Raw genomic sequence first — 26,314 nt, forward strand, 5'->3', positions numbered from 1 at the left:
AGGAAGGTCAATTCATGAGTCATTCAACCCACGATGCCGCCGAAGACCAGTTGCGGTTGGCCAAGCGCGCCGAACTGCGGGTCGACCGCGAGCGCCAGGCCCAGTTGCAGGCATTGATGCAGCCGCAACCGCTGAAGTTCGTGCTCTGGTCGTTGTTGCACGTGCTGGTCTGGTGCGCGGCGGCGCTGTACATCCTGCTTGGCGACAACCCCTGGGGCCAGGCGCTGGCGGTGCTGGTGCTGGGCAACCAGCTGCATGCCTTCACCGTGCTGCAACACGATTGCGGGCATGCCAGCGGCTTTCGTTCGGCGGCGCTGAACCTGTGGGTCGGGCGCTTCATGGCCTGGTTCATCGTGTTTCCGTTTTCCTCCTTCACCGAGTGCCACAAGTACCATCACCGCTACCTGGGCGATCCGCACAAGGACCCTGACGACTGGAACTACACCGGCGGGGTGAAGTGGATGTTCCTGCGCATCGCCGTGTTCGTGCCGCGCTTCATCTACTTCTCCCTGGTGCGCTACGGCAAGGCGGTGCGCAACCGGGTGCTGCGCGAGCTGGCGTTCAATCTGCTGTCGATGGCGGCGATCGGCGCCTGGTGCTACAGCCAGGGGCTGATGCTGCAGTTCGTGCTGATCTTCATCGTGCCGCTGCTGTTGCTGGCGCTGGTGATCAACCCGATTTCCCGGGGCTACGAGCACTTCCCCATGGCCACCCTGGAGGTCGGCGACCCGCAGCGCCTGGACCTGGCGAAAAACACCGTGACCGTCAGCGACCGGCTGATCGGCCTGTTGTGGGCCAACATCAACTACCACGTCGAGCATCACATCTACCCCGGTGTGCCCTTCGTCAACCTGCCACGGCTGGCGGCGCTGCTGGACAACAAGCCCTACCTGCGCGACCGCTGGCTGCTGGCGCGGATGTTCGCGCGACGTCCGGTAACAACTTCCGCCGAACCTCGGCGAGCGGCGTGAGCTACATTTACAGCGCCCGAAGGAGCGCCACCCACCGAGGATTCACGGATGACCTGTATTTTCTGCCAGATCGCAGCCGGCGAATTGCCCAGCGCCCTGGTCTATCGCGACACCCACTGCATGGCCTTCATGGACGTACACCCGCTGGGGCAGGGCCACGTGCTGCTGATCCCGCTGGCCCATGTGGAAAAACTCGAGCAACTGCCCACGATCATCCGCCAGCACCTGTACCAGGTGTTCGATACCTTGCTGGCCGCCCAGCGCCGCGCTGGCTTCGGGGTGGAAGGCACGCACCTGATCGTCAACGACGGCAAGGCCACCAACCAGCACATCCCCCATGCCCACCTGCATCTGGTGCCGCGGCAAAGGGGCGATGGGCTGGGCTTCGGAATGCGCATGTTCATGCACTTCACCGGCGTGTTCGGCCGCCGCACGCCGCTGCAAACCCTGCGCCACCAGGCCCTGGTGATCGCCGCCGAGCTCGATCCGCAGGCGCTGGAGAACCTGGCGCACCGGACCAGCAGGCTGCACGCCGAGTCGATTTAGCCGCCCCGGGCCGGCGAGCGGCCGGCCCTCGATCCACAGAGGTTTAAAATAAACAGTGCATGCGCTGCGGACGGTCACGCCCGGCGTTTGTGCCGCCAGGAGTCAGGAACATGAGTGCGCTACTTCAGGAGCAGGCCGATCCGGCGCGGGTCTATCGGGTATTGATCATCGGCGCCGGCTTCTCCGGCATCGGCATGGCGATCAACCTGCGCCAGCGCGGCGAGCAGGACTTCCTGATCCTCGAGCAGGAAGCCGGTGTCGGCGGCACCTGGTGGGTCAATCAGTACCCTGGCTGTGCCTGCGATATTCCTTCCCACCTCTATTCGTTTTCCTTCGAGCCCAACCCCGACTGGTCGCGGCGCTATTCGCCGCAGCCGGAGATCCGCGATTACCTCAGGCACTGCGCCGACAAGTATCAGGTGCTGCAACACTGTTGCTTCAACACTGCGGTCACTGGCCTGCGCTGGCTGGAAGAGCGCGCCCTGTGGCAAGTGACCGATGCCCGTGGCGGCGTGCGTTTTGCCCAGGTGGTGGTGGCCGGCACCGGGGCCTTGTCGACCCCGGATTATCCCCAACTGCCGGGGCTGGAGCGCTTCAAGGGCCGGGTCTTTCATTCCCAGCAGTGGGACCATGAGTACGCCCTGGCCGGCAAGCGGGTCGGGGTGATCGGCACCGGTGCGTCGGCGATCCAGTTCGTGCCGCAGATCCAGCCGCAAGTGGCCAGCCTGGCGGTGTTCCAGCGCACGCCGCCGTGGATCATCCCCAAGCCGGACCGGGCCTTTTCCACGACCGCCCAGCGCCTGCTGCGGCGTTTTCCCGCGGTACAGCGGCTGTTACGCGGGCTGATCTACACCGCCCATGAAACCCGAGTGTTCGGTTTTGTGTTCAACCCGCGGCTGATGGCCTTGCACAAATGGCTGGCGCTCAACCTGCTACGGCGCCAGGTCAAGGACCCGGAACTGCGCCGGCGCCTGACCCCGGACTACGCCATCGGCTGCAAGCGCATCCTGCTGTCCAACGACTACTTCCCGGCCCTGGCCCAGGCCAACACCCGGCTGGTCACCAGCGGCATCCGCGAAGTCACCGAGGACGCGCTGATCACCGTCGACGGCCAGCGCCATGCCCTGGATGCGCTGATCTTCGGCACCGGCTTCAAGGCGCGTACACCGTTCCCGGCGGGGATGATCCTCGGGCGCGGCGGGGTGGATATCGTCGATACCTGGCAGCAGGGCAGCGAAGCCTACAAGGGCACCACGGTCAGCGGCTTCCCCAATCTGTTTCTGCTGATGGGGCCCAACACCGGCCTGGGGCACAACTCCATCGTCTACATGATCGAGTCGCAGATCGCCTACATCCTCGGTGCCCTGGACACCCTGCAACGCCTGGGCGTGACCAGTGTCGATGTCGACCCGCAGGCCCAGCTGCGCTTCAACCAGGGCCTGCGCCACAGGCTGCGCGGCGCGGTGTGGAGCGTCGGCAGTTGCCAGAGCTGGTACGTCGACCCTCACAGCGGGCGCAACGTCGCCCTGTGGCCGGGGTTCAGCTGGCAGTTCCGCCAGCAGACCCGTTATTTCGATGCCGAGGCCTATCGCCTCACATCGCATCCCCAAGGAGTAAAACCATGAGCCATCCGGGCAAGAGCGTGTTTCTGTTCGGCCTGTACATGTTGTTGCTGGGCGCCGCGCTGGTGCTGGCGCCCAACCTGCTGCTGCCATTGTTCGGTTTCGCCCTGACCGACGAGGTGTGGATCCGGGTGATGGGCCAGCTGGCGCTGTACCTGGGGGTCTATTACGTCTGGGCCGGCTACACCGAGCGGCGCGAATTCATGGCCCTGACCGTGGCGATTCGTCTGTCGGTGCCGGTGTTTTTTGCCGCCTTCGTCGCCGCCGGGCTGATATCGCCGGTGCTGTTGCTGCTGGCCTTGCCGGACCTGTGCAGCGCGCTGTGGACCTGGTGCGCGCTGAAAGCCCCGACGGCTTCACGCCAGCCACCGGGTCATGCCTGAGCCCTTCAGTCTGGCGCTGACTCGACCCGCCAACTAACCCTGGCGGGGTACTCCATTGAAGTGATTACCACGCGGCTGCGCGCCCTCCATACTCGCCACCAGCCCTGGCGGGTGCCGCTCATGCGGCGTTCGGAGACCTGCCGACACTTCAAAGGATCCGCGATGAAGATTGAACTGATGCAACTGGCCGGCCGTGACGGCGACACGGCCTACAACCTCGAGCGGGTCCTGCGGGGCATTGCCGACTGTGACGACGACATCGACCTGCTGGTGTTCCCGGAAACCCAGATCAGCGGTTTCGCCAACCCGCAGCAACTGGCCGAGGTCGCCGAGCCATTGGACGGGCCGAGTATCCAGGCCGTGTTGCGGGCGGTGCGCGCCAAGGGGGTCGCGGTGGTGGTCGGCATTGCCGAAAAAGCCGCCGGCCACTACTACAACACCTCGCTGCTGGTGACCCCCGAAGGGGTGGCGACGAGTTACCGCAAGACCCATCTGTGGCCCGACGAGCGCGGCCTGTTCCAGCCCGGCGACCGCTACAGCACCGTGTTCTGGCGGGGCGTGCGGGTCGGCCTGCTGATCTGCTACGACATCGAACTGCCGGAAAGCGCCCGCGCCCTCGGCCAACTGGGCGCCGAACTGATCCTGGTGAGCAACGGCAACATGGACCCCTACGGCCCGGTGCATCGCACCGCGATCATGGCCCGTGCCCAGGAGAACCAGGCCTTCGCGGTGATGGTGAACCGGGTCGGCGACGGCACCGACGGCCTGGTGTTCGCCGGCGGTAGTGCGCTGGTCGATCCCTTCGGCCGGCTGCTGTTCGAGGCCGGCCGCGACGAGTGCCGGCAGGTGGTGGAGCTCGACCTCGGGCAACTCAAGGCCGCCCGCCGCGATTACGACTACCTGCACGACCGGCGCCTGCAACTGTCCGGCGAATACGTCGAGCACGCCGATGGCCGTCGCGAACTGTTGATTCCTTAAACCCCATCGCTGTTTTTCCGCCGCTTTCGGCCCTGCCATAACAACCCATAATCAGCAGGCGAGGCGCACGTCCCTTGGACGGGTGCCAACGCTCGGAGTCCTCAGATGAAAGCTATCCGCTGTTTGCCCCTGGCCCTGGCCGCACTGTTCGGTTTCGCTACGGCCCAGGCCGCTGAACCGAGCGTGCATTTCTACAACTGGTACGACTACATCGCCCCGGACACGCCCGGGCAGTTCCACAAGGAAACCGGCATCAGCGTGCTGCAGGACACTTTCGACAACAGCGACGTGATGCAAAGCAAGCTGATGGCCGGGCGCAGCGGCTATGACGTGGTGGTGGCCAGCAGCGACCTGCTGCCGAACCTGATCAAGGCCGGGGTGCTCCAGGAACTGGACCGCAGCCAGCTCGGCAACTGGTCGCACCTGGACCCCGAGATGCTGGCCAAGGTACAGAGCAACGACCCCGGCAACCGTTTCGCCGCGCCTTACCTGTGGGGCACCACGGGCATCGGCTACGACGCCGACAAGGTCAAGGCGCTGCTCGGCGACCAGGCGCCGGTGGATTCCTTGGACCTGATCTTCAAGGAAGAGAACCTGGCCAAGCTCAGCCAGTGTGGTGTCGCCATGCTCGATGCTCCGAGTGAAATCATCCCCATCGCCCTGCATTACCTGGGCCTGCCCTACAACAGCCAGAACCCCGAGGACTACAAGAAGGCCGAGGCCTTGTTGCTCAAGGTCCGGCCGCATATTCGCTACTTCGACTCGTCGAAATTCATCACTGACCTGGCCAACGGCAACATCTGTGTGGTGCTGGGCTGGAGCGGCGGAGTGTTCGATGCCCAGGTCGCCTCGCAGAAGGCCAACAACGGCCGCCGTCTGGTCTACAGCATTCCCCGCGAAGGCGGGCCGGTCTGGGTGGAAAACCTGGTGGTGCTCAAGGATGCGCCGCATCCCCAGGACGGCCTGAAGTTCATCGATTACCTGCTGCGCCCGCAAGTGATTGCCCAGTCTTCCGACTACCTGGGCTACCCCAACGCCAACCGCGATGCCACGGCGCTGGTGGCCCAGAAGATCCGCGACAACCCTGGGGTCTATCCGTCTGCAGAAGTGATGGCCACGCTGTTCCCGCTGGAGCCGCTGCCGCTGAAAATGGAACGGGTGCGTACCCGGGTGTGGAGCAAGGTCAAGACCGGGAGCTGATCCTGGGAGGGCCACTGCTGGCCGGAGAGAGGAGGGGGCTGCTGCGATTTCCGCAAGCAGGAGCAGAACTGGCTACATCCGTGTAGCCAGTTGCGAAGGGTTGGTACTACGCATTGTTCAATGAAGCTCCTGAGCAAAGTCGCAGTGAGCCAGGCGGGATATCTCGATCATATCCACAACGGGTTCTTCATCGAACTCGAGCCCGCTGCCTGAGCGCCCTGTGTCGCTATTACTTGAGCGTTACATCAAGCATCGGCGGGATGTAACCGTAGTCGTACTCGGCCACCACGAACGTCTGCTGCCCTTTGATCTTGATCTCCACCGTAGGCGCTTCGGTACCGCCGATACGAATCTGCGTGCCGCTTTCGTCGGTCGGTACGCTGTCGATGAAGGAGGTCACCAGGCCGTTGGGCATCACACAGTGCGAGTAGGTCTGGAACGGCTGGGAAGACGGGTTGCCCAGCACCAGGCCGGAACCGTTCAACGGCACGTAGGGGCCGAACAGCGAATCGGCAACAAAACCGTACACCCCGTCTGGCCCGGTCACACCGTCGGCATAGGTGAAGGTGTGGCTGATGGTGAACAGGTAGTACTTGCCGTCCTGGAACACGAAGTGCGGGCGTTCGGTCTGGTCGTTGACGCCGACCGCGGTCAGCAGCGGCGGCAGCATTTCCCAGTCGTCGCCGTCTTCGTCGCGGGCCACGGCGATACCGACACAGGCAGTCTGGAAGCGCGAGTTGCCGACGTCTTCATAACCTGGCGGTACGTCGCCGATTTCCGCTTTCCCGACCTTGTGCGAGCCGCGTTCACCGGCCACGTTGCCTTCGAACAGCATGTACAGCTTGCCGTCGTTGGGGTCGCGGAACGGCCATGGATCGCGGAAGCCCCAGAAGGGGTTCTGCGCTTCGGTCTGGTACATCTTGCCGTCGGCCTCGAACAGCGGCTTGACCTTCTCGAAGCCAACCATGCTGACGCCATGCTCGGTCGTCACCACCCGGCCACGCACCTTGACGATGGTCGCGCCCGGAGTGACAGCGGTGTAATACAGGTCCACATCACCCTGTTCGTTCAACAGGATCGGCGTGCCGGCCCATTCGCGAGCGGTCGGCGAAACCCCTTCGGCCATTACCCGGCCACCGAGTTTCCAGTCCTTGCCGGTACGGGAGAACCAGTAGTACATCTTTGCCCGGCCGTGGCGGTCGTTCCAGTCGCGGGTGATGTCGTAGTTGCCGTTTTCGTCGATGTACTGCGGGTCGTTCGGATGACGATCCGCAGTCAGGGTGAAGATCACCGACCAGCCATCGACGGAGGTTATGTTTCCGTCCAGGTCGCGCAGCGGCATGGTGTCCCAGATGAACACCTCGTTGCTCAATACCGGGAAATCCGCACTGACCAATGGTTGGGTCGTGGTGGGATCGTCCGCATGGACTTTCAGCGCATCGGCCCGAGTCCAGAGGCTGGGTTGATGGGGTGCCTTGCCGAATTTTTCAGTGTTGCTTTTCATAGGTAATACCTCGTCCGTGAATGGATTCGCTTATCAAAAATACTGTATGTGCATACAGCAATTTCACCTTAAGCGAGGCGATTTTTCGGGTCAAGGATAAATTTGCATTTATGCATAATTGCCGTTTTTGCTGGAGCTGATACGTTTCAGCTAGTTATGTTTCCAGAAGTTTGTTTTTCGGCCTGATCAGCGACGATGCCAGCAAAATGCGCGCTTGGAACCGTTGGTCGGTCCGAGGGGCAGGGAGGGGGAAAGGAGGGAGGCAGAACCAGGTGAAGGACGGGCGCCGAACCTGGGCGGATCGGTCAATGCCGCCGAGCGCTGCGAACATTGTCGCTGTCATGGCGCGGACGTAGCCTGGGCCCTCGTCGCCTGAATCACGGTCAGCAGAGGGGGATCGCTCTCATGAAGGGTGCAATCGACGCATGGGCACAACCGGCCAATGGCCGGGCGCGGCAGTTGCTGCCGGAGGTGGCGCGGCTGTTCGAGAAGTCAGGTTCCGCGCATTTGCTGGACCAGCCGCTGAGCATCGAGCAGACCGTCGAGCTGATGGACCAGGCCGGGGTAGAGAAACTGATGCTGGCGGCCTGGTGCCGGCCGGAGCGCTGGGTGTTCAGCAACGATGAAATCGCCGCCTACACCCGGGCTTATCCCGAGCGTTTTGTCGGCGTGGCCACGGTGGACCTGAGCCGGCCGATGGCGGCGCTGGCCGAGCTGCAGCGAGCGGTCGACGAGCTGGGCTGCAAGGCCCTGCGCATTGTGCCCTGGCTGTGGAAACTGCCGCCCAACCACCGCCTGTACTACCCGCTGTACGCCAAGTGCGTGGAGCTGGGCATTCCCTTCTGCACCCAGGTCGGCCACACCGGCCCGCTGATGCCTTCGGAAACCGGGCGGCCGGTGCCTTATCTGGATGAGGTGGCGCTGGACTTCCCGGAACTGCGAATTGTCGCCGGGCACATCGGCCACCCCTGGACTGACGAGATGATCGGCCTGGCCTGGAAGCACGACAATATCTACATCGACACCTCGGCCTACCTGCCAGCTTATTACCCGCCGCAGTTGCTGCATTTCATGCGCACCTACGGGCAGGACAAAGTGCTGTTCGGCAGCAACTTCCCGCAGTTGCCGTTCGATAAATGCATGCAGCAGGTCCAGGCCCTGGAGCTGCCGGAGCCGGTACGGGACAAGTTCCTGCATGGCAATGCGCGGCGGGTATTCGGCTTGTAGTGCAGCGCCTCAGCTGTGGTCCTGGTAGCGGCGCCGGCTGAAAAACAGCGAGCTGCCCATGGCCACCAGTGCCACGGCAATCAGCCCGGCATCGAGGTCGCCCAGCATCGACGGCAAGAACAGTATCCATAGCAGCCCGGCCAGGCTCAGGGCCAGGCCTGTCCACTTCCTCAGCGGGTAAGGCTTCATCCAGTAATACAGCGGCATCAGCAGCAGGCATACCAGCACATAGGGAAGGTTCTGCTTCATGAGTCTTGCTCGCTGTGGCTGTAGCTCACTGTATTGCCGGCCATGAGCCGTTTTCTGTTGCTGGGACACTGCATGTCGCGCTTCCTTGTCGATGGCATGAGGCGCGCCAGTGTCCATGGCGAGCGGCTTTTGCGCAAATATCTGGTGTTATGCCAACCGCGCCAGGCAGTCCTCCAGAATATCCAGCCCTTCTTCCAGCACCTCGAGTTCAATGGTCAGCGGCGCCAGCAGGCGGACGATGTGCCGCGATTTGCCGCTGGGCATCAACAGCAGGCCGGCGTCCCGCGCGGCGCTGAGCAGTGCGCTCAGTTGCTCCGGGGCCGGCGAGCCGTCGGCCTTGACCAGTTCGATGCCACGCATGGCGCCGACCCCGGTCAGGCGCCCGAGATAAGGCGTCAGGCGCTCGGCCTGCCAGCGCTGGTAGCGGCTGACGATGGCTTGCTCCTGGCACTCGCCCCAGGTTTGCAGGTTGTGATCGCTCATCTCGTCCAGGGTCGCCAGGGCCGCCGCGCAGGCGATGGGGTTGCCGGAATAGGTGCCGCCCAGGCCGCCCTTGGGCAGGTTGTCCAGCAGCGCTTTGCGCCCGACCACCGCGCCCAGGGGCACACCGCCGCCAATGCTTTTGCCCAGCAGCACCAGGTCCGGCTCGATCCCCAGCCGGGTGAAGGCGAAGCGCTGGCCGGTGCGACCGAAGCCGGACTGGATTTCATCGGCGATCAGCAGGATGCCTCGTTCATCGCAGAAGCGCCGCAGGGCGCGGGCGAACTCGACGTCCAGGGCCAGGAAACCAGCCTCGCCCTGCACCGGTTCGACGATGAAACAGGCCACTTCGGCAACGTCGATCTCCACGCTGAACAGCCGGTCCATGGCCTTCAGCGCCTCCTCGCAGGTCACGCCGTTGTCCGCGCTCGGGTAGGGCAGGTGATACACCGGGCCGGGCAGCACGCCGATCTTCTGCTTGTAGGGCGCGACCTTGCCATTGAGGTTGAGGGTGGCCAGGGTGCGGCCATGGAAGCCGCCGTCGAAGGCGATCACCGCGGTGCGCCCGGTGGCGCCACGGACGATCTTCAAGGCGTTCTCCGCCGCTTCCGCGCCGCTGTTGGTGAGCATGCCGCTGACCGGGTAACTCAAGGGCATGAAACGCGCCAGCCGCTCCATGAATTCGACATAGGGCCCGTGGGGCGCCGCGTTGAACGCGTAGTGGGTCAGCCGGGTGGCCTGCTGCTGAATCGCCGCTACCACCCGCGGATGGCAATGCCCCAGGTTGAGCACGCCGATCCCGCCGACGAAATCGATGTAGCGTTTGCCGTTCTCGTCCCACACCTCGGCATTCTTGCCATGGCTCAGGCGGATGGGGTGAACGATGGAAATCGACTGGCTGATGCTTTCGCTGCTCATGGGCTAAGGGCTCTGGCTACCTGGAACATGGCGGCTATCTAAGCCAAGAGCGAGGCCGTGTCGCAAACGAAATAAAGTGCGGGGGTCAGTATGAAAATTCTGGATGTTGGGGTGGAGGCTGGATCAGTCGTTCAGTGGCGCGACGTTTCTGGTTCTGGCCCGGCGTTGGCGAAACAGTGCGACCGCCACCACCAGCACCACGACACCGAGGACAATCGGCAGGCGATAAGGCTTCAAGTCGCCGAACAGATGTTCCAGCGCATCGCCGGCCCAGTAGCCGCCGCAGACGAACAGCGTGGCCCAGAGCAGCGCGCCGAGCATGTTCAGCAAGGTGAAGCGCAGCGGCGACAGGCCGCTGGCGCCGATCACCACCGGGCCGACCCAGCGCATGCCATACATGAAACGCACCGCCAGCACCGAGGTCGAGGGATAACGCCGGATCAACCCGGTCACCCGCTCGATGGCCGCCTGCTGGCCCTTCAGGCGTGGCAACAGACGCCCGCCAAAATGCCGCCCGCTCCAGAACAGCAACTGGTCGCCGAACATCCCGCTGACCGTCGCCACGGCAATCACCGCCCACAGGTCCAGCACCTGCTGATGCGCCGCCATGCCACCCAGGATCAGCACGGTTTCGCCTTCCAGCAGACAGCCAAGGACAATCACCCAGTAGCCATAGGTCACAAGCAGGGCGTGCAGGTCGAGGTGTTCGAACATGGGGATGAAGGGGCCTTTGAAGAGCTGATTGGGTGGTGCGATCAACCTGCTGAACCATAGCGCGTCCGAGCGAATCCGTTGTCACGAATCGCTCGGTGGGGTTCAGTCCTCATCCGGCGCCAGCATCTGGGTTTTCGGCGCGCCATTGGCGTTGTGCTGGTAGATCTCCCGGGGCTGGCCGTGGTCGTTGAAGAACACCTGGCCAATGCCCGCCGAGTTCCACAGCCGTTCGCCGGCTTCGCGATGTTCGGGGCTGTAGGGCACCACGCGCATCAGCCGGCGGCGGGTGAACCAGTTCAAGGGTGAGCGCGGCGAATACAGCCAGCGATTGAGGCGGTCGAACCATTCCAGCAGGGTCGGCGGGAACTCGTTCTTGATGCCGCTGCTGGTGATCTGCCAGATCTTTGGGCCGCCCTTGCGGTGGCGGATCAGCACTTCGTAGACAAAGGAATAATGCACGTCGCCGGAGAGGATCACGTAGTTACCCGGGGTACGCGAGTGGCGGAAGATATTCAGGATGACCTGGGCCGCGCCGCGGTGGGCCATCCAGTTTTCCGCGTCCACCAGCAGTGGGTGACCGCACCAGCTGAAGACCTTCTGCACCGTCTCGATCAGCTTGACGCCGAACACCGGCGCCGGGGAAACGATGATCGCCGACGGGTGATCCAGCAGTTCATGTTGCAGCTCGCTCAGGGCTTCCCAGTCGAGCAGGCCCGAGGGCTGCGCCAGGTTGAACTCGCTGCGCCAGCGCCGGGTGCGGGTGTCCAGCACCACCAGCGCCGGAGTGGTGGGCAGGGTGTATTGCCATTGCTGGAAGCGCAGCAGTTCGTCGATCAGGGTGTCCTGGGCGGCACTGTCCAGGTAGAGCGCATCGCCCTGGGCCTCGGCGCTCAGGGCGTGGGTGTGTTGCAGCGGCGTGGTGAAGGCATCCGGGTTGTTGCCCCAGCCCTGGCACAGCATGTAGGCGATCAGCGCGTTGCCGATGATGCGTTTGGAAAACGGGTGGCCGTAGGCGGTTTCTTCCCACTGGGCGCTGAGGTTCCAGTCGTCGGTGATGTCGTGGTCGTCGAAGATCATCAGGCTTGGCAGGTGGGCGAACACCCGCGCCACACTACCCAGGCCTTTGGCGAACGCCTCGATCCGCAGCTGCTCGCGCTGGTAGCGCTGTTGCTCCTTGGCTGCGAGCTGCGGCGGGCGTGGATCGATCAGACTCCAGGGCACCGGCGACCAGACCAGCAGGTACATGGCCATGACCTCGGCGAAGGTCACCAGATGGTTGTCGGCGCTGCTGCTGGTGAAGATCGGCTTTTTCACCCCGCCGAAGAAACGCTCGCGCAGGGTCTCGTTGCTTTTCAGCGCCGGCAGCAATTCGGCGCGTTGGTAATAGCTGGCGCGGTGCCGATAGAGCGCGGCACTGTCGCTGACCACCGCGCCTTCCAGATGCTCGCCGAACAGACCCAGGCGCTCGATCAGCGCATGAATCGCCCGCAACATCGGCCCGGCCACATCGTCGGCATACACCTGATCGCCGGTCATCAGCAGCAGGGCAGGGCGTTGCTGCGGCTCTGGCGTTTCCGCCAGCAGGCGATCGACGCAGAGCAAACCCTCGTCCGCCGAATGATGGGGCTTGCGGCAGGAGCCGTGGACCAATTGATGGATACGGCTATGCAGGACGAAATCCGGCTGCTGCTTTTGCCCATAGAGCAGATGCGGCGCCCACTCGGCGATACCGGAATTTGAGCCATCGGCCTGGGCGATCAGCACGTCGTAGTCGATACGCACATCGCAGGGCAGGGCGCTGTCCAGCGGCAAGTCGATCAGGTGGATAAAGGCATGCTGCCCTACCGGGATCACCTGGCACTGCTCGGCGGTAAGCGGGTAATCGCGGCTTTCCGCGCCGCTGCCAGCCTGCAAACGCAACGTCAGCTCCAGCGCACGAGAGCCTACCAACCACAGCACCAGCCGCGTGTGTTCCAGGCGGCGCAACAGAGGGCCGGCGAGGACGCAGGGTAAGGCGATGCTGGAAGCGGTCGATGGCAACATTTGAGACATGCAGGTTCGAGGCTCTTGCGGCAAACGGAGGCGGGGATAGTAGCGCAGCTGATGTCGAAGAATTGTCAGCGAGTGCTTGGGTTGGTTGGGGGGGAGTCGCGCAGAGGGGGGTAAGAACTGCGCGGTGCTTGTAGGGGGTTACGGGGTCTCGGGTTTATTGATTCCCCGAAGGAGTTCGGCAACGGGTAATTGCAAGGTGTTGGAGTAGTAGGCTTTGTAGCCATAGGCGGTGATGACGGCTTTGCAGGGGATACTTTGTTTGTTGGCTAAAAGCTCATTCAGTTTGCTTTGGGAAAGAAAAGTATTGGATTGTCCATTGTTGGGTGTTTCGTAAAGTGGTAGTCGAGTCGTGAAGTTAAATGCTGATGTCGAAGTTTGAATAGCATCCTCTTTAATCAAGCCGGCGGCATAGTACATGGGGGTATGACCAACGGATAGGTCTTGGTCATCACCTAAGGCACAGATGAAAAACGCTGCAGCTATCCCGTCTCTTGCACCCTCGCCGTATAGATTTAGTAGTTTTACGTTCGAGTTGTAATGAATGGTGTACAGCGGAAGATCATCTTTTCGTTCGATAGAGAGGAAAGTCAGATCGGCGATTACTTTTCCATGGTCTTTGGCGCAGGATGAGCAAGTAGCGATTAATAGCAGGAGCAGTATTTTTTTCATTTGCTGAACTCCTTTGTAATGGACTCGAAAATCAGGTCGCAAGCGGACTTTCGATCTGCAATGGCCCCTGTGAACATGCCGAGTGCATTAGCATGGTTTGTATTCATGCTTACATTGAGGTCAGGCCCGCTGCTTATTAACCATTTTTCCCCAAAGTTAGCGACGCCATCCGATCTATCGGGATTGGAGGGTGTGGCTTTGATGTTTATCCACTGCTCGGCGACGGGAGTTGGCACTGATCCGTAAATATCTGATCCGAGCCATACCAGTGCACCCTCGCCTACAGGGTCGAGAGTGACCAGCATTTTGATGGTGTAGCCCCAATTGGCCATGATGCTGGTCAGGTGCCCGCTATTCCAACCACCCAGGCTGTGGCCGATTATATAGATAGGGCAAGACTTATACGGAATGATATTCAGCACATTTTTTTGAATATCTTTTTTTCCTCTGATTTCGTTGTACCCCAGCCACTCAGACCGGTACTTGCCTTGTAGCTGGAGTTGTACCGCCCGGTCATCTAGAGGTCTCTTTGCCTCATTGATGTTGGCATAGGGACCAGAAAAATAATAACTTTCCTTGTCCCCTGCACCCCCGACAAAAAACACAATGGCCTTGGTGCTCTCGATAGGAACGACTTTATCGCTCTTGTCTTTTTTATCCGTAAGCGTGTGCTCGGCTTTCAACTTGACGGGTTTACCGTTCGCCGAAGTAATGGTGCTGGCTTCCATGCGTCATTCTTCCAAAAACAACTTGATGCTTTCTGCAATATGCGAGCTGATTTCATGGGTGAAACCAGCGGTATCCGAAATCCCGTGCTCGAGGCGACCATCGGCCCGTTGGATCACGTAAGCATGATTGGGCATCGGTTCGCCCGTCACATCGTTCACCAGCTTCAAGCGGTCGGTGAAGTTGACCGGCATGGGCAAGAGCCCGGTGAAGGGGGCGTTGACCACGGTGTCGCCAATGATGATGGTGCCGGAGCCCCCGATGATGATGTTGCCGTGCCCGCCGGTGCTGTCCAGCGTGGCGGCATTCAAGCCATTGATGAATACAGTGCTGGAAACCGCCCCGGTTATCGGGCTGCCGCAAGCTGATTGGTCACTCTTTCGAGCGGCGGCCAGGCCGTCGAAAATGACATTGGGCGAACCCGTGACGATAGGGTTGGTGCCATGACCCGGAAGCGGGCAGGCGGTTGGGTCGCTGACGCGGGCAGCGGGTTTACCACTCATGATCGGGTCCTTGAAGTGTTGCGAGTCATCCATTTGGGGCGCGCATGATGCAGTAGCCGAGCAGGTTCTTCAAACCTGAACTTCCACAGATGACTCGGTTTCTGTTGATGCACAGGCATACGCATTTTTCTACCGAGGTGCAAAAAGCCCTCCGCCGGAAACCGAGGGAGGGCTGCACGCAAGACATGGTGAAACTACCTGTTTTTAATCATCGCCGGTTGGGGTCTTAAGTACCCAGTGGTTTTCCCCGTTGGGTGTTGGAGTCATGGTGTTACCAATGCCGAACGAGCGAGTGGAGCTCGGATTGCCAACCGGGTACCAGATTCCACCTTGTGGGCATTTTTCGCCGATTTCGGCGGTTGCGCCTGCTTTGAGTGCCATGTGTATTTCTCTTTGAGTGCCACCAGGATTAGTGACCTCCGAACCATGACACTGCGCTTTTTAAAAACAAATCAGGGCAGAGTTATCTTCCTTTTTATAGGCACTATCTGATTGATCCTGATTGAAGTAGCTGACGCATAGCCTCAGACGAGGAACTCTGACCCACTTTTTCAGCGGTGCTGTCCAAGGCAGGTGCTTCGCTCGGCTTCAAGCCGAAGCCCTTTGTGGCTCCATGTTCTGCACCAACACCTGCGGTTCCCCCTGCTTGATCACCCACCGTATCAACTCGCTCACGCTGATGCGGTGCTGGCGCTCGACCCATTCCAGTCCCTCGGGGCTGTAGTGTTCGCTGTAGCGGCTGAGGGTCAGGTGTTGCTGGTCGGCCGAGAGGCGCAGGCTGACTTCGCGGCATTGCAGGGAGGCGTCGCCGTGTTTGGCCACGCGTTGCAGCAGGACCAGGGCGTCGGTTTCAGAAGTCATCATGGGTCGCTCCTTCACAACGATGTTTGGCGGGGCTGGTAGCGCCTTGCTTGCCTTCCTGCACGAAGGCGGCGCGGTGTTCGGCGTTCACGTCGCGCAGGGCGCTGTAGTAGTCGGGCATGGTTTTCAGGCTGTCGGTCAGCGGCAGCAGGGCGGCGCGGCCGTCCACTACGCCACCGACCATGGCGACGGTGCCCAAGGTCTGCACGGTGTCGCTGTTGTCGCCGAAGGGGGAGACCACGAAGTTGAGGATCTTGCCCACCGAGTCGCGGCTGTTGTCGGTGCCCAGCAGCGGCAGTTCGACGATGGGGCCGTTGCCGATGCCCCACACACCGAAGGTCTGGCCGAAGTCGGCGGTGTGGCGCGGGATGCCGAGCGGGTCCGAGACGTTGAATAGGCCGAGTACGCCAACCGTGGTGTTGACCGCAAAGCGCCCCAGACTGTTGACCGAGCGTTGCGGGTTGCCTTGCAACAGGTCGTTGATGAAGACCTTGGGTTCGCCGAAGTTGCTCGCGAAGTTATGCACGCCCTGTTGCATGAAGTCCGGCAGGTGGCGGTAACCGCGGGCGACCGGTGCCAGTGCGTAGTCGTCAACGGCCTTGTTGAAGGCGAATACGCCACGGTTGACCGGCTCGGCGGGGTCATAGATCGGATAGTCGACCTTCGCGCAGTCGGGTTGAGTGGCAGGCCCCGGGCTGGTACAGCCCGCCAGGTAGGACAGGGACAGCAGCAGGGCGGTATGACGACACAGGCGGGTGGAGCACAGGAGTGAGCGCATGGGCGGACGACCTTGGGAACAGGGAGGCCGATGCTGGCATGGACGTTTTGCCTGAAGATGTCTGCTTTATTGCGGGGTTGTCGGTTTGTTACCGCGTTGAAATATATGACGGGCCGCGGCCAATGGTTTTGAATGACAGTACTTTCCGAGCTTGAGTGATACGCACTGGTGAGCAGTCTGTTGATCGTGGACGACGACCTTGAGGTCCTCGCGCTGCTGAAGAAATTTTTTGTGCAACACGGCTACTCGGTGGAAGTCGCCACCGAGGGCGCTTCGTTGTGGGCGGCGCTGGAGCGGCAGGTGCCGGACCTGATCATTCTCGACCTGATGCTGCCGGGGGAAAACGGCCTGACCCTGTGTCAGCGCCTGCGCCAGCAGCACGCCGTGCCGGTGATCATGCTGACCGCCATGGGCGAGTTGAGCGACCGCGTGGTGGGGCTGGAAATGGGCGCCGACGATTACCTGAGCAAACCCTTCGATGCCCGCGAACTGCTGGCCCGAGTGCGCGCAGTGCTGCGCCGCGCCGGGGAGAGCCGGCCGGTGGTCGGGGAGGTGCCGCGCCCGCTGATCAGGTTCGCCGATTGGCAGCTGGACCTGACCCGCCGCGAGCTGCGCTCGCCGGATCAGGTGATGATTCCGCTGTCGGCGGGGGAGTTCGACCTGCTGCTGGTGTTCGTCGAGCATCCGCAACGCATCCTCAGCCGCGAACAGTTGCTCGACCTGGCGCGCGGGCAGGCCCATGACGCCTTCGATCGCAGCATCGATGTGCAGGTCAGCCGCCTGCGACGCAAGCTAGAGTTCGACACCAAGCGCCCGGCGATGATTCGCACGGTGCGCAATGGCGGCTACCTGTTCACCCCCAGCGTGACCCGCCAATGAAAGTGAGACACAAGCCGGGCGGCCCGCGCGACACCATCGCCCGCTGGATCGCCCTGACCACCCTGATGGCGATGCTCACCGCGCTGGCCTTCAATGCGCTGTTCGTGCAGTTGGCCGGAGTCTGGGCCAAACCGCCGTTGAGCGAATCCGGCCTGGTGGAAAAGATCGCCTCCATCAGCAATATGATCGACGCCTCGGAGCCGGGGCAGCGCGCGCGCCTGGCCGAGTCGGTCAGCGACCACGGCCTGAGCGTGACTTGGCACCCGACGCGACGGGACATCGAGGTGCCGGTAGTCGATGAGCCGGAGTACCGCGAGGGCTCGACGAAACTGAAACAGCTGCTCAGGCCCGGGGCGGGGCACATTGAAGCCTACCAGCCCAGCGACTGGCCGGAGCCGGGCGGACCGTATGCGTTGTTGATCCAGATGAGCGATGGCTCCTGGCTGATGTTCTCCTCGCTCTCGCGCAACTGGGGGCTGGATGAGGGACCGCGCAATCTGATCGTGATCGGTCTGGTGCTGTTGTCCACCGTCCTGGTCGCCTTGATCGCCACCCGCCGCCTGGCCCGGCCCCTGCAGCAGTTCGCCCTGGGCGCGCGGCGGTTTGGCGTGGATTTTCGCGCGCCGCCTATCGAGCCGGTCGGCCCCCACGAGATTCGCCAGGCGATCCTCGCATTCAACGCCATGCAGGCGCAGTTGCAGCACTTCATCAAGGACCGCACGCAGATGCTCGCGGCGATCTCCCACGACCTGCGTACCCCCCTGACTCGCATGCGCCTGCGTGGCGAGTTCATCGAGGACTCCGAGCAGCAGCGCCGGTTGTTCCATGACGTCGATGAGATGCAGGCGATGATCAATTCGGCCCTGGAGTTCTTCCGCGACGATGCGCGGCTGGAGGAGGCGACGTCTTTCGATCTGGCGGAGCTGCTGCAAACCCTGGTCGACGATTACCGCGACCAGTCCATCGACATCGCGTTCAGCGGCCCGCCGCGCCTGGTGTATTTCGGTCGCCCGTTGGGGCTCAAGCGGGTCATGAGCAACCTGCTGGAAAACGCCATCAAATACGCCAGCGAGCCGGCGATTGAAGTGGTGGCGGATGCCGAGCAGGTGAAGGTCTGTGTGCTGGATCGCGGGCCGGGGATTCCCGTTGAGTGGCAGGAACAGGTGTTCGAGCCGTTCTTCCGCATGGAAAGCTCGCGCAATCGCAACACCGGCGGCGTCGGCCTGGGGCTCTCCGCGGCGCGGGCGATCGTGCTGGAGCACGGCGGCGAACTGCGCTTGCGCAACCGTGACGGTGGCGGGTTGCAGGCCTGTGTGCTGTTGCCGGTGCAGGGTATCTAGCTGGTCGGACCCGCTTCAGGACATTTCATCGATCCTGGAGCGGGCCCTCTTCAAGGCTGGCTGCTTACGCGAGCGTCACCTGTGGATTGCGCACCGGCTCCGCGGCCGCTTCGTTGTACACCCGCTCGTCTTCTTCCATGACCCGCGACGCCCGGCCGACCAGCACCGGGTCGGGTTGATGGGCCACGCGCAGGTTCTTGCCTGGGTAGTCGAGGGAGTGCAGGAAGTGGCGGATGCAGTTGATTCGCGCGCGTTTCTTGTCGTCCGACTTGATCACCGTCCAGGGCGCATCGGCGGTGTCGGTGTGGAAGAACATCGCCTGTTTGGCGGCAGTGTATTCGTCCCACTTGTCCAGCGACTTGATGTCGATGGGCGAGAGTTTCCAGTGCTTGAGCGGGTCGTCGCGGCGCGAAATGAAGCGGCGCAGTTGCTCGTCGCGATTGACCGAGAACCAGTACTTGAACAGCAGGATGCCGCTGTTGCACAGCATGCGTTCCAGCTCGGGCGTCTGGCGCATGAACTCCAGGTATTGCAGGGGCGAGCAGAAATCCATGACCCGCTCGACCCCGGCGCGGTTGTACCAGGAGCGGTCGAAGAACACCATTTCTCCGGCGGTGGGCAGGTGCTGGATGTAACGCTGGAAATACCACTGGCCCTGTTCCTGTTCGCTGGGTTTTTCCAGGGCGACGATCCGCGCGCCACGCGGGTTCAGGTGCTCCATGAAACGCTTGATGGTGCCGCCCTTGCCCGCGGCGTCGCGCCCCTCGAATAGCACCACGACGCGCTGCCCGGTTTCCTTGACCCAGCTTTGCACCTTGAGCAGTTCGATCTGCAGTTCCTGCTTAGCCTTTTCATACTCGGCGCGACGCATGCGGCTGCGGTACGGATAGCTGGCCGGCAGCTTGGCGGTGGAACTGTCTTCATTGCTGCCATGGGGCGCGCTGGCCACCTGCAGGGCGACCGGCTGCTGGCTGATGGCGCTGATTTCAGCTTCGGCGGTCTTGGCCGCGGCAGGTTTAGTGGTCGCGCGTGGCCGGCGCGGGCGTGGGGTGGCCGGTTTGCGTGGGGCGCTTTTGCTACTGGCCGTGACCGTCGGTTTGGTGGCTGGCGTGGCTTTTTCGGGAAGGGGACGCGCGGTGGATTCTTCGCTCATATCGGGCCTGTCTGATCGCTCCAATGTCTTTCAGACAGTCTATGGCGCACAAAACCGGGCTTCTTGATGCGTATCAAGGAAGCTTTTGAGCCGGTCTGTGTTTGTCCGTAGGAGCGAGGCTTACCCGCGAAACAGGCGCTGCGCAGTGTCAGCCAATCCGCGTCATCGTTCATCGCGAGCAAGCTTCGCTCCTACAGAATCATGGCGCGCGGGGGCGGCGGCACTTTTCTACAGGCGAAAAAAAAGACCTTGAATTTCAAGGTCTTTTTTAAGTTTGGTGCCCCGAGGGAGACTCGAACTCCCACTTCTCTCGAAAACGGATTTTGAATCCGCCGCGTCTACCAATTCCGCCATCAGGGCTCAATGGCGGCGAAGTATAGAGACGTGCCTACCGTTGGTCAATCAGGTTTCATGGTCAATTTTGGCTATTTCCGCTAAACTTTCCGGCCCTGCTAGACGAACCCCATCATGCGTGTTGCTGACTTTACCTTCGAGCTCCCTGATTCGCTGATCGCCCGCCATCCCCTGGCCGAGCGTCGCGCGAGTCGCCTGTTGACCCTGGATGGGGTCACCGGCGCCCTGGCCCACCGTCAATTCACTGATTTGCTTGAGCATTTGCGCCCGGGCGACTTGATGGTGTTCAACAATACCCGGGTGATTCCGGCGCGGCTGTTTGGCCAGAAAGCCTCCGGCGGCAAGCTGGAAATCCTGGTGGAGCGGGTGCTCGACAGCCACCGTGTGCTGGCCCATGTGCGCTCCAGCAAGTCGCCGAAACCGGGTTCGAAGATCCTGATCGAAGGCGGCGGCGAGGCCGAGATGCTGGCCCGTCACGACACTTTGTTCGAACTGGGGTTCGCCGAGGAAGTGCTGCCGCTGCTGGAGCGCGTCGGCCATATGCCGTTGCCTCCTTATATAGACCGCCCGGACGAAGACTCGGACCGCGAGCGTTATCAGACCGTGTATTCCGAGCGCCTGGGCGCCGTGGCCGCGCCGACCGCGGGGCTGCACTTCGACCAGCCGCTGCTGGAGGCGATTGCCGCCAAGGGCGTCGAGACCGCGTTCGTGACCCTGCATGTGGGCGCCGGGACCTTCCAGCCGGTACGGGTCGAGCGCATCGAAGATCACCATATGCACAACGAATGGCTGGAAGTCAGCCGGGACGTGGTGGATGCGGTGGCGGCCTGCCGCGCGCGTGGCGGTCGGGTGGTGGCGGTGGGGACCACCAGCGTGCGTTCCCTGGAAAGCGCGGCGCGTGATGGCGTGCTCAAGCCGTTCAGCGGCGACACCGACATCTTTATCTACCCGGGCCGGCCGTTCCATGTGGTCGATGCCCTGGTCACCAACTTCCATTTGCCCGAATCCACACTGTTGATGCTGGTTTCGGCGTTCGCCGGTTATCCCGAAGCCATGGCCGCCTACAAGGCCGCCGTCGAGCATGGATACCGCTTTTTCAGCTACGGTGATGCGATGTTCATCACCCGCAATCCCGCGCCACGCGGTCCTGAGGAAACAGCATGAGTCGCACCTGTCGTATGTCTTTCGAGCTGCTCGCCACCGATGGCAAGGCTCGTCGCGGTCGTCTGACCTTCCCCCGTGGCACCGTGGAAACCCCGGCTTTCATGCCGGTGGGCACCTACGGCACGGTCAAGGGCATGCTGCCTCGGGACATCGTCGCCACCGGCGCCGAAATCATCCTGGGCAACACCTTCCACCTGTGGCTGCGCCCGGGCACCGAAGTGATCAAGAAACACGGCGACCTGCATGACTTCATGCAGTGGAAAGGCCCGATCCTCACCGACTCCGGCGGTTTCCAGGTGTTCAGCCTGGGCGCCATGCGCAAGATCAAGGAGGAGGGCGTGACCTTCGCCTCGCCGGTCGACGGCGCCAAGGTTTTCATGGGCCCGGAAGAGTCGATGCAGGTCCAGCGCGACCTGGGCTCGGACATCGTGATGATCTTCGACGAATGCACCCCGTACCCGGCCGACGAGGACGTCGCGCGGGTGTCCATGGAGCTGTCGCTGCGCTGGGCCCAGCGCTCGAAGAACGCCCATGGCGACAACACGGCGGCGCTGTTCGGCATCGTCCAGGGCGGCATGCACCAGGACCTGCGCATGCGCTCCCTGGAAGGCCTGGACAAGATCGGCTTCGACGGCCTGGCCATCGGTGGCCTGTCGGTGGGCGAGCCCAAGCACGAGATGATCAAGGTGCTGGACTACCTGCCGGGCCAGATGCCAGCAGACAAACCTCGTTACCTTATGGGTGTTGGCAAGCCGGAAGATCTGGTTGAGGGTGTGCGCCGCGGTGTGGACATGTTCGATTGCGTGATGCCAACCCGTAATGCCCGCAATGGGCACCTGTTCATTGACACTGGCGTGCTGAAGATCCGCAACGCGTTCCATCGCCATGATGATTCGCCGCTGGATCCGACCTGCGATTGCTATACCTGCCAGAACTTCTCCCGTGCTTATCTGCATCATCTGGACAAGTGCGGCGAAATGCTGGGGAGCATGCTCAATACCATCCATAATTTGCGTCATTACCAACGTCTTATGGCTGGTTTGCGCGAGGCTATTCAACAGGGTACATTGGCCGCCTTTGTCGATTCCTTCTATGCCAAACGCGGGTTGCCCGTGCCGCCTTTAGAATAAGTTCTAAAGACGTTTAGACCCACTTTTGTAATTATCCGGAGTGTTACATGAGCTTTTTTATCTCGACTGCAATGGCTGACGCTGCTGCACCTGCTGCTGGCCCTGCTGGCACTGGCTTTGAGTGGATTTTCCTGGTCGGTTTCCTGGTCATCTTCTACCTGATGATCTGGCGTCCACAGGCCAAGCGCGCCAAAGAGCAAAAGAACCTGCTGGGCAGCCTGCAAAAAGGTGACGAAGTTGTGACTACTGGCGGTATCGCCGGCAAGATCACCAAAGTGACCGATGACTTCGTAGTGCTGGAAGTTTCCGACACTATCGAGATGAAGTTCCAGAAAGGCGCTATCGCTGCCACGCTGCCAAAAGGCACGCTGAAGGCGATCTAAGTTTCATCTTTTACCAATCGACGGGGCGCGCAAGGCGCCCCGCTTCATAAACGGGCGGCGTGATGCTGAACAAATACCCTCTGTGGAAATACGTACTGATCCTGGCGGTGCTGGCGATCGGTTTTATTTATTCCGCTCCCAATCTATACCCTGATGATCCGGCCATTCAGGTCAGCGGCGCGAGCACTGCGTTGCAGGTCACTCAGGCGGATCTGGATCGTGCGAGCAAAGCGCTCACCGACGCCGGGATCAACGTCAAGGCAGCGACCATCGCGGCCAAGGGCAAGGGCGGCCTGTTGCGTCTGACCAAGCAGGAAGACCAGCTTCCAGCCAAGGACGTCGTGCGCAAGGCCCTGGGTGACGACTACGTCGTTGCATTGAACCTGGCACAAACCACCCCGCAATGGCTGCGCAACCTCGGCGCGCATCCGATGAAGCTGGGCCTGGACTTGTCCGGCGGTGTGCACTTCCTGCTGGAAGTGGACATGGAAAAAGCCCTCGACGCACGCCTGAAAGTCTACGAAGGCGATGTGAAGAGCCTGCTGCGTAAAGAGCGCCTGCGCTATCGCAGTCTGCCGCAGCTCAACGGTGCCATTCAGCTGGGCTTCAGCGACGAAGCGACCCGTGAACAGGCGCGTACGCTGATCCGCAAGAACTTCAACGATTTCGACATTGTTCCGGCCGACCTCAATGGTCAGGCGGTGCTGCGTCTGGCGATGACCCCGGCCAAGCTGGCGGAAATCCGTGAATATTCCATCAAGCAGAACTTGACCACGGTGCGTAACCGCGTCAACGAGCTGGGTGTTGCCGAGCCTCTGGTTCAGCGCCAGGGTGCCAACCGTATCGTGGTTGAGCTGCCGGGCGTGCAGGACACCGCTGAAGCCAAGCGTATCCTGGGCAAGACGGCCAACCTTGAGTTCCGTCTGGCCGCGGAGCCGGGCGCTTCGAAAGCCACTTCCGAGTCTTTCGAGTTCCGTGAAGGCAATCGTCCTCCTGCGCTGATCGAGCGTGGCCTGATCATCACCGGTGACCAGGTGACCGACGCCCAGGCGGGCTTCGACGAACACGGTCGTCCACAGGTGAACATCAAGCTCGATGGCCACGGCGGCGAGCTGATGAGCCGTTCGACCCGCAGCAACGTCGGTCGCAGCATGGCGGTGATCTTCATCGAGCAGAAGCCGACCACCACTTACACCAAGCAAGTGGTCGACGGTGTCGAGAAAGACGTCGCGGTGCAGAGCTTCAAGGAAGAGAAGAAGATCATCAGCCTGGCGACCATCCAGTCGCCGCTGGGTAGCCAGTTCCGCATCACCGGCCTGAACGGCCAGGGCGAGTCCTCCGAGCTGGCGCTGCTGCTGCGTGCCGGTGGCCTGGCCGCACCGATGTACTTCGCCGAAGAGCGCACCATCGGCCCGAGCCTGGGTGCCGACAACATCACCAAGGGTATCGATGCGTCGCTGTGGGGCATGCTGTTTGTGTCGCTGTTCATCATCGCCATCTACCGTTTCTTCGGCATCATCGCCACCGTGGCGCTGGCGCTGAACATGGTGCTGCTGCTGGCCCTGATGTCCTTACTGGGGGCTACGCTGACCCTGCCGGGTATCGCCGGTATCGTGCTGACCATGGGTATGGCGGTGGACGCCAACGTACTGATCTTCTCGCGGATACGTGAAGAGATCGCCGCCGGCATGACCGTGCAGCGGGCAATCAATGAAGGCTTCGGCCGGGCATTCACCGCGATTCTCGACTCCAACCTGACCACATTGCTGGTCGGCGGGATTCTCTTTGCCATGGGCACCGGCCCGGTCAAAGGCTTTGCGGTGACCATGTCCCTCGGGATCTTTACCTCGATGTTCACGGCCATCTGGCTGACCCGCGCGATGGTCAACCTGATCTTCGGCGGTCGTGACTTCAAGAAGTTGTGGATTTAAGGGGCTGCCATGTTACGTACTATCAACTTCATGGGCGTCCGCAACGTTGCGTTCGGCGTCACCCTGCTCCTGACCGTTCTGGCGCTGTTCAGCTGGTTCCACAAGGGGTTGAACTACGGCCTGGACTTTACCGGCGGAACGCTCATCGAGCTGACCTACGAGCGTCCGGCGGATGTGATGAAGGTTCGCGCTCAACTGAGCGAATCCGGCTATCACGAAGCGATCGTGCAAAGCTTCGGTGCCACCACCGACCTGCTGGTGCGGATGCCGGGTGAAGACCCGCAACTGGGCCACCAGGTGGCAGAAGCGCTGCAGAAGACTGGCGGCGACAACCCGGCGCAGGTCAAGCGCGTCGAGTTCGTCGGCCCGCAGGTGGGTGAAGAGCTGCGCGACCAGGGCGGCCTCGGCATGCTGATGGCGCTGGGCGGCATCCTGATCTACCTGGCCTTCCGCTTTCAGTGGAAGTTCGCGGTAGGTGCCATCGTCTCGCTGATCCACGACGTGGTGGTGACCGTAGGTATCCTGTCGTTCTTCCAGATCACCTTCGACCTGACGGTGCTGGCGGCGGTACTGGCGATCATCGGTTACTCGCTCAACGACACCATCGTGGTGTTCGACCGGGTGCGTGAGAACTTCCGCGTGCTGCGCAAGGCCAGCCTGATCGAGAACATCAACATCTCGACCACCCAGACCCTGCTGCGCACCATGGCGACCTCGATCTCCACCCTGCTGGCGATCGCGGCGCTGCTGTTCTTCGGTGGCGACAACCTGTGGGGCTTCTCCATCGCATTGTTCGTGGGTGTTCTGGCGGGTACCTACTCGTCGATCTACATCGCCAACGTGGTGCTGATCTGGCTGAACCTGAGCAGCGAGGACCTGATTCCTCCGGCCAATACCGATAAGGAAGTCGACGACCGTCCATAACGGTTTCCGCTTCCCGGCAGGCAGTCGAAAAGGCGCGAGTATTGAACTCGCGCCTTTTTTTATGCTCCAAGGCAGGGAGAAGCGCGGGCTTGTCCCGCTTGTGATGGTCAGGAGGTTCACGTGAACAAGTCGATGCTGGTTGGTGCGGTATTAGGTGCCGTCGCTGTGACTGCTGGGGGGGCTGTTGCCACCTACAAGCTGGTCAATAGTGGCCCTGAGTATGCGCAGGTGCTGGCAGTTCAGCCGGTCAAACAACAGATCAAAACACCGCGTGAAGTATGCAAGGACGTCACCGTGACCCGTCAGGCTCCGGTGAAGGATCAACATCAGATCGCCGGTACGGTGGTCGGTGCACTGGCCGGCGGCCTTCTGGGTAACCAGATCGGCGGCGGTACAGGCAAGAAGATCGCCACGGTCGCCGGTGCGGTCGGCGGTGGTTACGCTGGTAACAAGGTGCAGGAAGGCATGCAGGAGCGTGATACCTACACCACCACTCAGACTCGCTGCAACACGGTCAACGACATCAGTGAAAAGGTCGTGGGTTATGACGTGAAGTACGAGCTGAACGGCAAGCAAGGCCAAGTGCGTATGGATCGTGATCCAGGCAGCCAGATTCCGGTCAACAAGGAAGGCCAGCTGATCCTGGGTCAGAACCAGCCGGCGCAATAAGCCTTT

Annotated in this window: 27 protein-coding genes and 1 tRNA gene; 15 read left to right on the forward strand and 13 right to left on the reverse strand. The window is 61.9% G+C overall.

The features are described 5' to 3' along the window. Positions 1-14 precede the first annotated feature (14 nt). The 6 genes from PVZ80_RS08925 (at position 15) to PVZ80_RS08950 (ending at position 5,700) form a co-directional block, all read left to right on the forward strand. Positions 15-971, forward strand: a complete 957-nt coding sequence (locus tag PVZ80_RS08925; protein ID WP_273863702.1) for a fatty acid desaturase family protein — start codon at positions 15-17, stop codon at positions 969-971. Positions 972-1,019: 48 nt separating this feature from the next. After that, the gene (locus PVZ80_RS08930) at positions 1,020-1,517 is read left to right on the forward strand and encodes an HIT family protein (RefSeq protein WP_273863703.1); all 498 of its coding nucleotides are present in this window, start codon (positions 1,020-1,022) and stop codon (positions 1,515-1,517) included. A 110-nt stretch (positions 1,518-1,627) separates the two neighbouring features. Further along, positions 1,628-3,142: a flavin-containing monooxygenase gene (locus PVZ80_RS08935; RefSeq protein ID WP_273863704.1), complete on the forward strand. Its 1,515-nt coding sequence runs from the start codon at positions 1,628-1,630 to the stop codon at positions 3,140-3,142. After that, positions 3,139-3,522: a hypothetical protein gene (locus PVZ80_RS08940; RefSeq protein WP_009050682.1), complete on the forward strand. Its 384-nt coding sequence runs from the start codon at positions 3,139-3,141 to the stop codon at positions 3,520-3,522. The genes PVZ80_RS08935 and PVZ80_RS08940 overlap by 4 nt, the downstream gene beginning before the upstream one ends. A gap of 162 nt (positions 3,523-3,684) precedes the next feature. Next, the gene (locus tag PVZ80_RS08945) at positions 3,685-4,500 is read left to right on the forward strand and encodes a carbon-nitrogen hydrolase family protein (protein WP_016703509.1); all 816 of its coding nucleotides are present in this window, start codon (positions 3,685-3,687) and stop codon (positions 4,498-4,500) included. A 105-nt stretch (positions 4,501-4,605) separates the two neighbouring features. After that, positions 4,606-5,700, forward strand: coding sequence for a polyamine ABC transporter substrate-binding protein (locus PVZ80_RS08950; protein ID WP_273863705.1), 1,095 nt, complete (start codon positions 4,606-4,608; stop codon positions 5,698-5,700). A gap of 229 nt (positions 5,701-5,929) precedes the next feature. On the opposite strand, the gene PVZ80_RS08955 is transcribed toward PVZ80_RS08950, so the two are convergent. Further along, positions 5,930-7,204 carry a glycoside hydrolase family 68 protein gene (locus PVZ80_RS08955; RefSeq protein ID WP_124300435.1) on the reverse strand — a complete coding sequence of 425 codons (1,275 nt, stop codon included), beginning with the start codon at positions 7,202-7,204 and terminating at the stop codon, positions 5,930-5,932. A gap of 405 nt (positions 7,205-7,609) precedes the next feature. Here PVZ80_RS08955 and PVZ80_RS08960 point away from each other — a divergent pair, with 405 nt between their 5' ends. Further along, positions 7,610-8,431: an amidohydrolase family protein gene (locus PVZ80_RS08960; RefSeq protein ID WP_124340710.1), complete on the forward strand. Its 822-nt coding sequence runs from the start codon at positions 7,610-7,612 to the stop codon at positions 8,429-8,431. Between the two features lie 9 nt (positions 8,432-8,440). Here PVZ80_RS08960 and PVZ80_RS08965 read toward each other — a convergent pair whose 3' ends face one another. The 10 genes from PVZ80_RS08965 to PVZ80_RS09010 form a co-directional block, all read right to left on the reverse strand. After that, positions 8,441-8,680, reverse strand: coding sequence for a hypothetical protein (locus tag PVZ80_RS08965; RefSeq protein WP_009050677.1), 240 nt, complete (start codon positions 8,678-8,680; stop codon positions 8,441-8,443). A 147-nt stretch (positions 8,681-8,827) separates the two neighbouring features. After that, positions 8,828-10,078, reverse strand: a complete 1,251-nt coding sequence (locus tag PVZ80_RS08970) for a 2-aminoadipate transaminase (protein WP_009050676.1) — start codon at positions 10,076-10,078, stop codon at positions 8,828-8,830. A 123-nt stretch (positions 10,079-10,201) separates the two neighbouring features. Beyond that, positions 10,202-10,792 (reverse strand): DedA family protein, encoded by a 591-nt coding sequence (locus PVZ80_RS08975; RefSeq protein ID WP_009050675.1) that lies wholly within the window; start codon positions 10,790-10,792, stop codon positions 10,202-10,204. Between the two features lie 102 nt (positions 10,793-10,894). Then, the gene (locus PVZ80_RS08980; protein WP_273863706.1) at positions 10,895-12,844 is read right to left on the reverse strand and encodes an alkaline phosphatase D family protein; all 1,950 of its coding nucleotides are present in this window, start codon (positions 12,842-12,844) and stop codon (positions 10,895-10,897) included. Between the two features lie 138 nt (positions 12,845-12,982). Beyond that, positions 12,983-13,513 carry a hypothetical protein gene (locus tag PVZ80_RS08985; RefSeq protein WP_273863707.1) on the reverse strand — a complete coding sequence of 177 codons (531 nt, stop codon included), beginning with the start codon at positions 13,511-13,513 and terminating at the stop codon, positions 12,983-12,985. Further along, a complete protein-coding gene (locus PVZ80_RS08990) occupies positions 13,510-14,241 on the reverse strand; it encodes an alpha/beta hydrolase (protein WP_273863708.1) in 732 nt (243 codons plus the stop codon). Before PVZ80_RS08990 ends, PVZ80_RS08985 begins: the two co-directional genes overlap by 4 nt. A 3-nt stretch (positions 14,242-14,244) precedes the next feature. Continuing rightward, positions 14,245-14,742, reverse strand: coding sequence for a PAAR domain-containing protein (locus PVZ80_RS08995; RefSeq protein WP_273863709.1), 498 nt, complete (start codon positions 14,740-14,742; stop codon positions 14,245-14,247). A gap of 204 nt (positions 14,743-14,946) precedes the next feature. Beyond that, a complete protein-coding gene (locus PVZ80_RS09000; protein ID WP_164485205.1) occupies positions 14,947-15,123 on the reverse strand; it encodes a hypothetical protein in 177 nt (58 codons plus the stop codon). A 207-nt stretch (positions 15,124-15,330) separates the two neighbouring features. Continuing rightward, entirely contained in the window at positions 15,331-15,606 is a 276-nt protein-coding gene (locus PVZ80_RS09005; RefSeq protein ID WP_041984296.1) for a hypothetical protein, read from the reverse strand. Next, positions 15,593-16,381 (reverse strand): MlaA family lipoprotein, encoded by a 789-nt coding sequence (locus PVZ80_RS09010; RefSeq protein WP_110176017.1) that lies wholly within the window; start codon positions 16,379-16,381, stop codon positions 15,593-15,595. The genes PVZ80_RS09005 and PVZ80_RS09010 overlap by 14 nt, the downstream gene beginning before the upstream one ends. Before the next feature lie 168 nt (positions 16,382-16,549). On the opposite strand from PVZ80_RS09010, the gene PVZ80_RS09015 reads away from it, so the two are divergent. Both PVZ80_RS09015 and PVZ80_RS09020 read left to right on the forward strand, forming a co-directional pair. Then, positions 16,550-17,260, forward strand: coding sequence for a response regulator (locus PVZ80_RS09015; RefSeq protein ID WP_009050668.1), 711 nt, complete (start codon positions 16,550-16,552; stop codon positions 17,258-17,260). Further along, positions 17,257-18,600, forward strand: a complete 1,344-nt coding sequence (locus tag PVZ80_RS09020) for a sensor histidine kinase (RefSeq protein WP_038634909.1) — start codon at positions 17,257-17,259, stop codon at positions 18,598-18,600. Before PVZ80_RS09015 ends, PVZ80_RS09020 begins: the two co-directional genes overlap by 4 nt. A gap of 64 nt (positions 18,601-18,664) precedes the next feature. On the opposite strand, the gene ppk2 is transcribed toward PVZ80_RS09020, so the two are convergent. Together ppk2 and PVZ80_RS09030 are read right to left on the reverse strand one after the other, a co-directional pair. Beyond that, positions 18,665-19,753, reverse strand: a complete 1,089-nt coding sequence (gene ppk2 / locus PVZ80_RS09025) for a polyphosphate kinase 2 (RefSeq protein ID WP_273863710.1) — start codon at positions 19,751-19,753, stop codon at positions 18,665-18,667. Positions 19,754-20,028: 275 nt separating this feature from the next. Further along, positions 20,029-20,113 (reverse strand) — tRNA-Leu (locus PVZ80_RS09030). A gap of 108 nt (positions 20,114-20,221) precedes the next feature. Here PVZ80_RS09030 and queA point away from each other — a divergent pair. The 6 genes from queA to PVZ80_RS09060 all read left to right on the forward strand — a co-directional run bounded on the left by queA (position 20,222) and on the right by PVZ80_RS09060 (position 26,308). Further along, the gene (gene queA, locus PVZ80_RS09035) at positions 20,222-21,271 is read left to right on the forward strand and encodes a tRNA preQ1(34) S-adenosylmethionine ribosyltransferase-isomerase QueA (protein ID WP_273863711.1); all 1,050 of its coding nucleotides are present in this window, start codon (positions 20,222-20,224) and stop codon (positions 21,269-21,271) included. A 14-nt stretch (positions 21,272-21,285) separates the two neighbouring features. Next, entirely contained in the window at positions 21,286-22,401 is a 1,116-nt protein-coding gene (gene tgt, locus PVZ80_RS09040) for a tRNA guanosine(34) transglycosylase Tgt (RefSeq protein ID WP_162096445.1), read from the forward strand. A gap of 47 nt (positions 22,402-22,448) precedes the next feature. Beyond that, positions 22,449-22,784, forward strand: coding sequence for a preprotein translocase subunit YajC (gene yajC / locus PVZ80_RS09045; RefSeq protein WP_007929510.1), 336 nt, complete (start codon positions 22,449-22,451; stop codon positions 22,782-22,784). Between the two features lie 62 nt (positions 22,785-22,846). Next, positions 22,847-24,715 (forward strand): protein translocase subunit SecD, encoded by a 1,869-nt coding sequence (gene secD / locus PVZ80_RS09050; RefSeq protein ID WP_009050646.1) that lies wholly within the window; start codon positions 22,847-22,849, stop codon positions 24,713-24,715. A 9-nt stretch (positions 24,716-24,724) separates the two neighbouring features. Further along, positions 24,725-25,639 carry a protein translocase subunit SecF gene (gene secF, locus PVZ80_RS09055; RefSeq protein ID WP_009050645.1) on the forward strand — a complete coding sequence of 305 codons (915 nt, stop codon included), beginning with the start codon at positions 24,725-24,727 and terminating at the stop codon, positions 25,637-25,639. A 120-nt stretch (positions 25,640-25,759) separates the two neighbouring features. After that, a complete protein-coding gene (locus tag PVZ80_RS09060; RefSeq protein ID WP_009050644.1) occupies positions 25,760-26,308 on the forward strand; it encodes a glycine zipper 2TM domain-containing protein in 549 nt (182 codons plus the stop codon). Positions 26,309-26,314: the final 6 nt, after the last annotated feature.

The organism is Pseudomonas sp. B3G-3, assembly GCF_028640915.1.
GTDB classification, from domain to species: domain Bacteria; phylum Pseudomonadota; class Gammaproteobacteria; order Pseudomonadales; family Pseudomonadaceae; genus Aquipseudomonas; species Aquipseudomonas chlororaphis_I.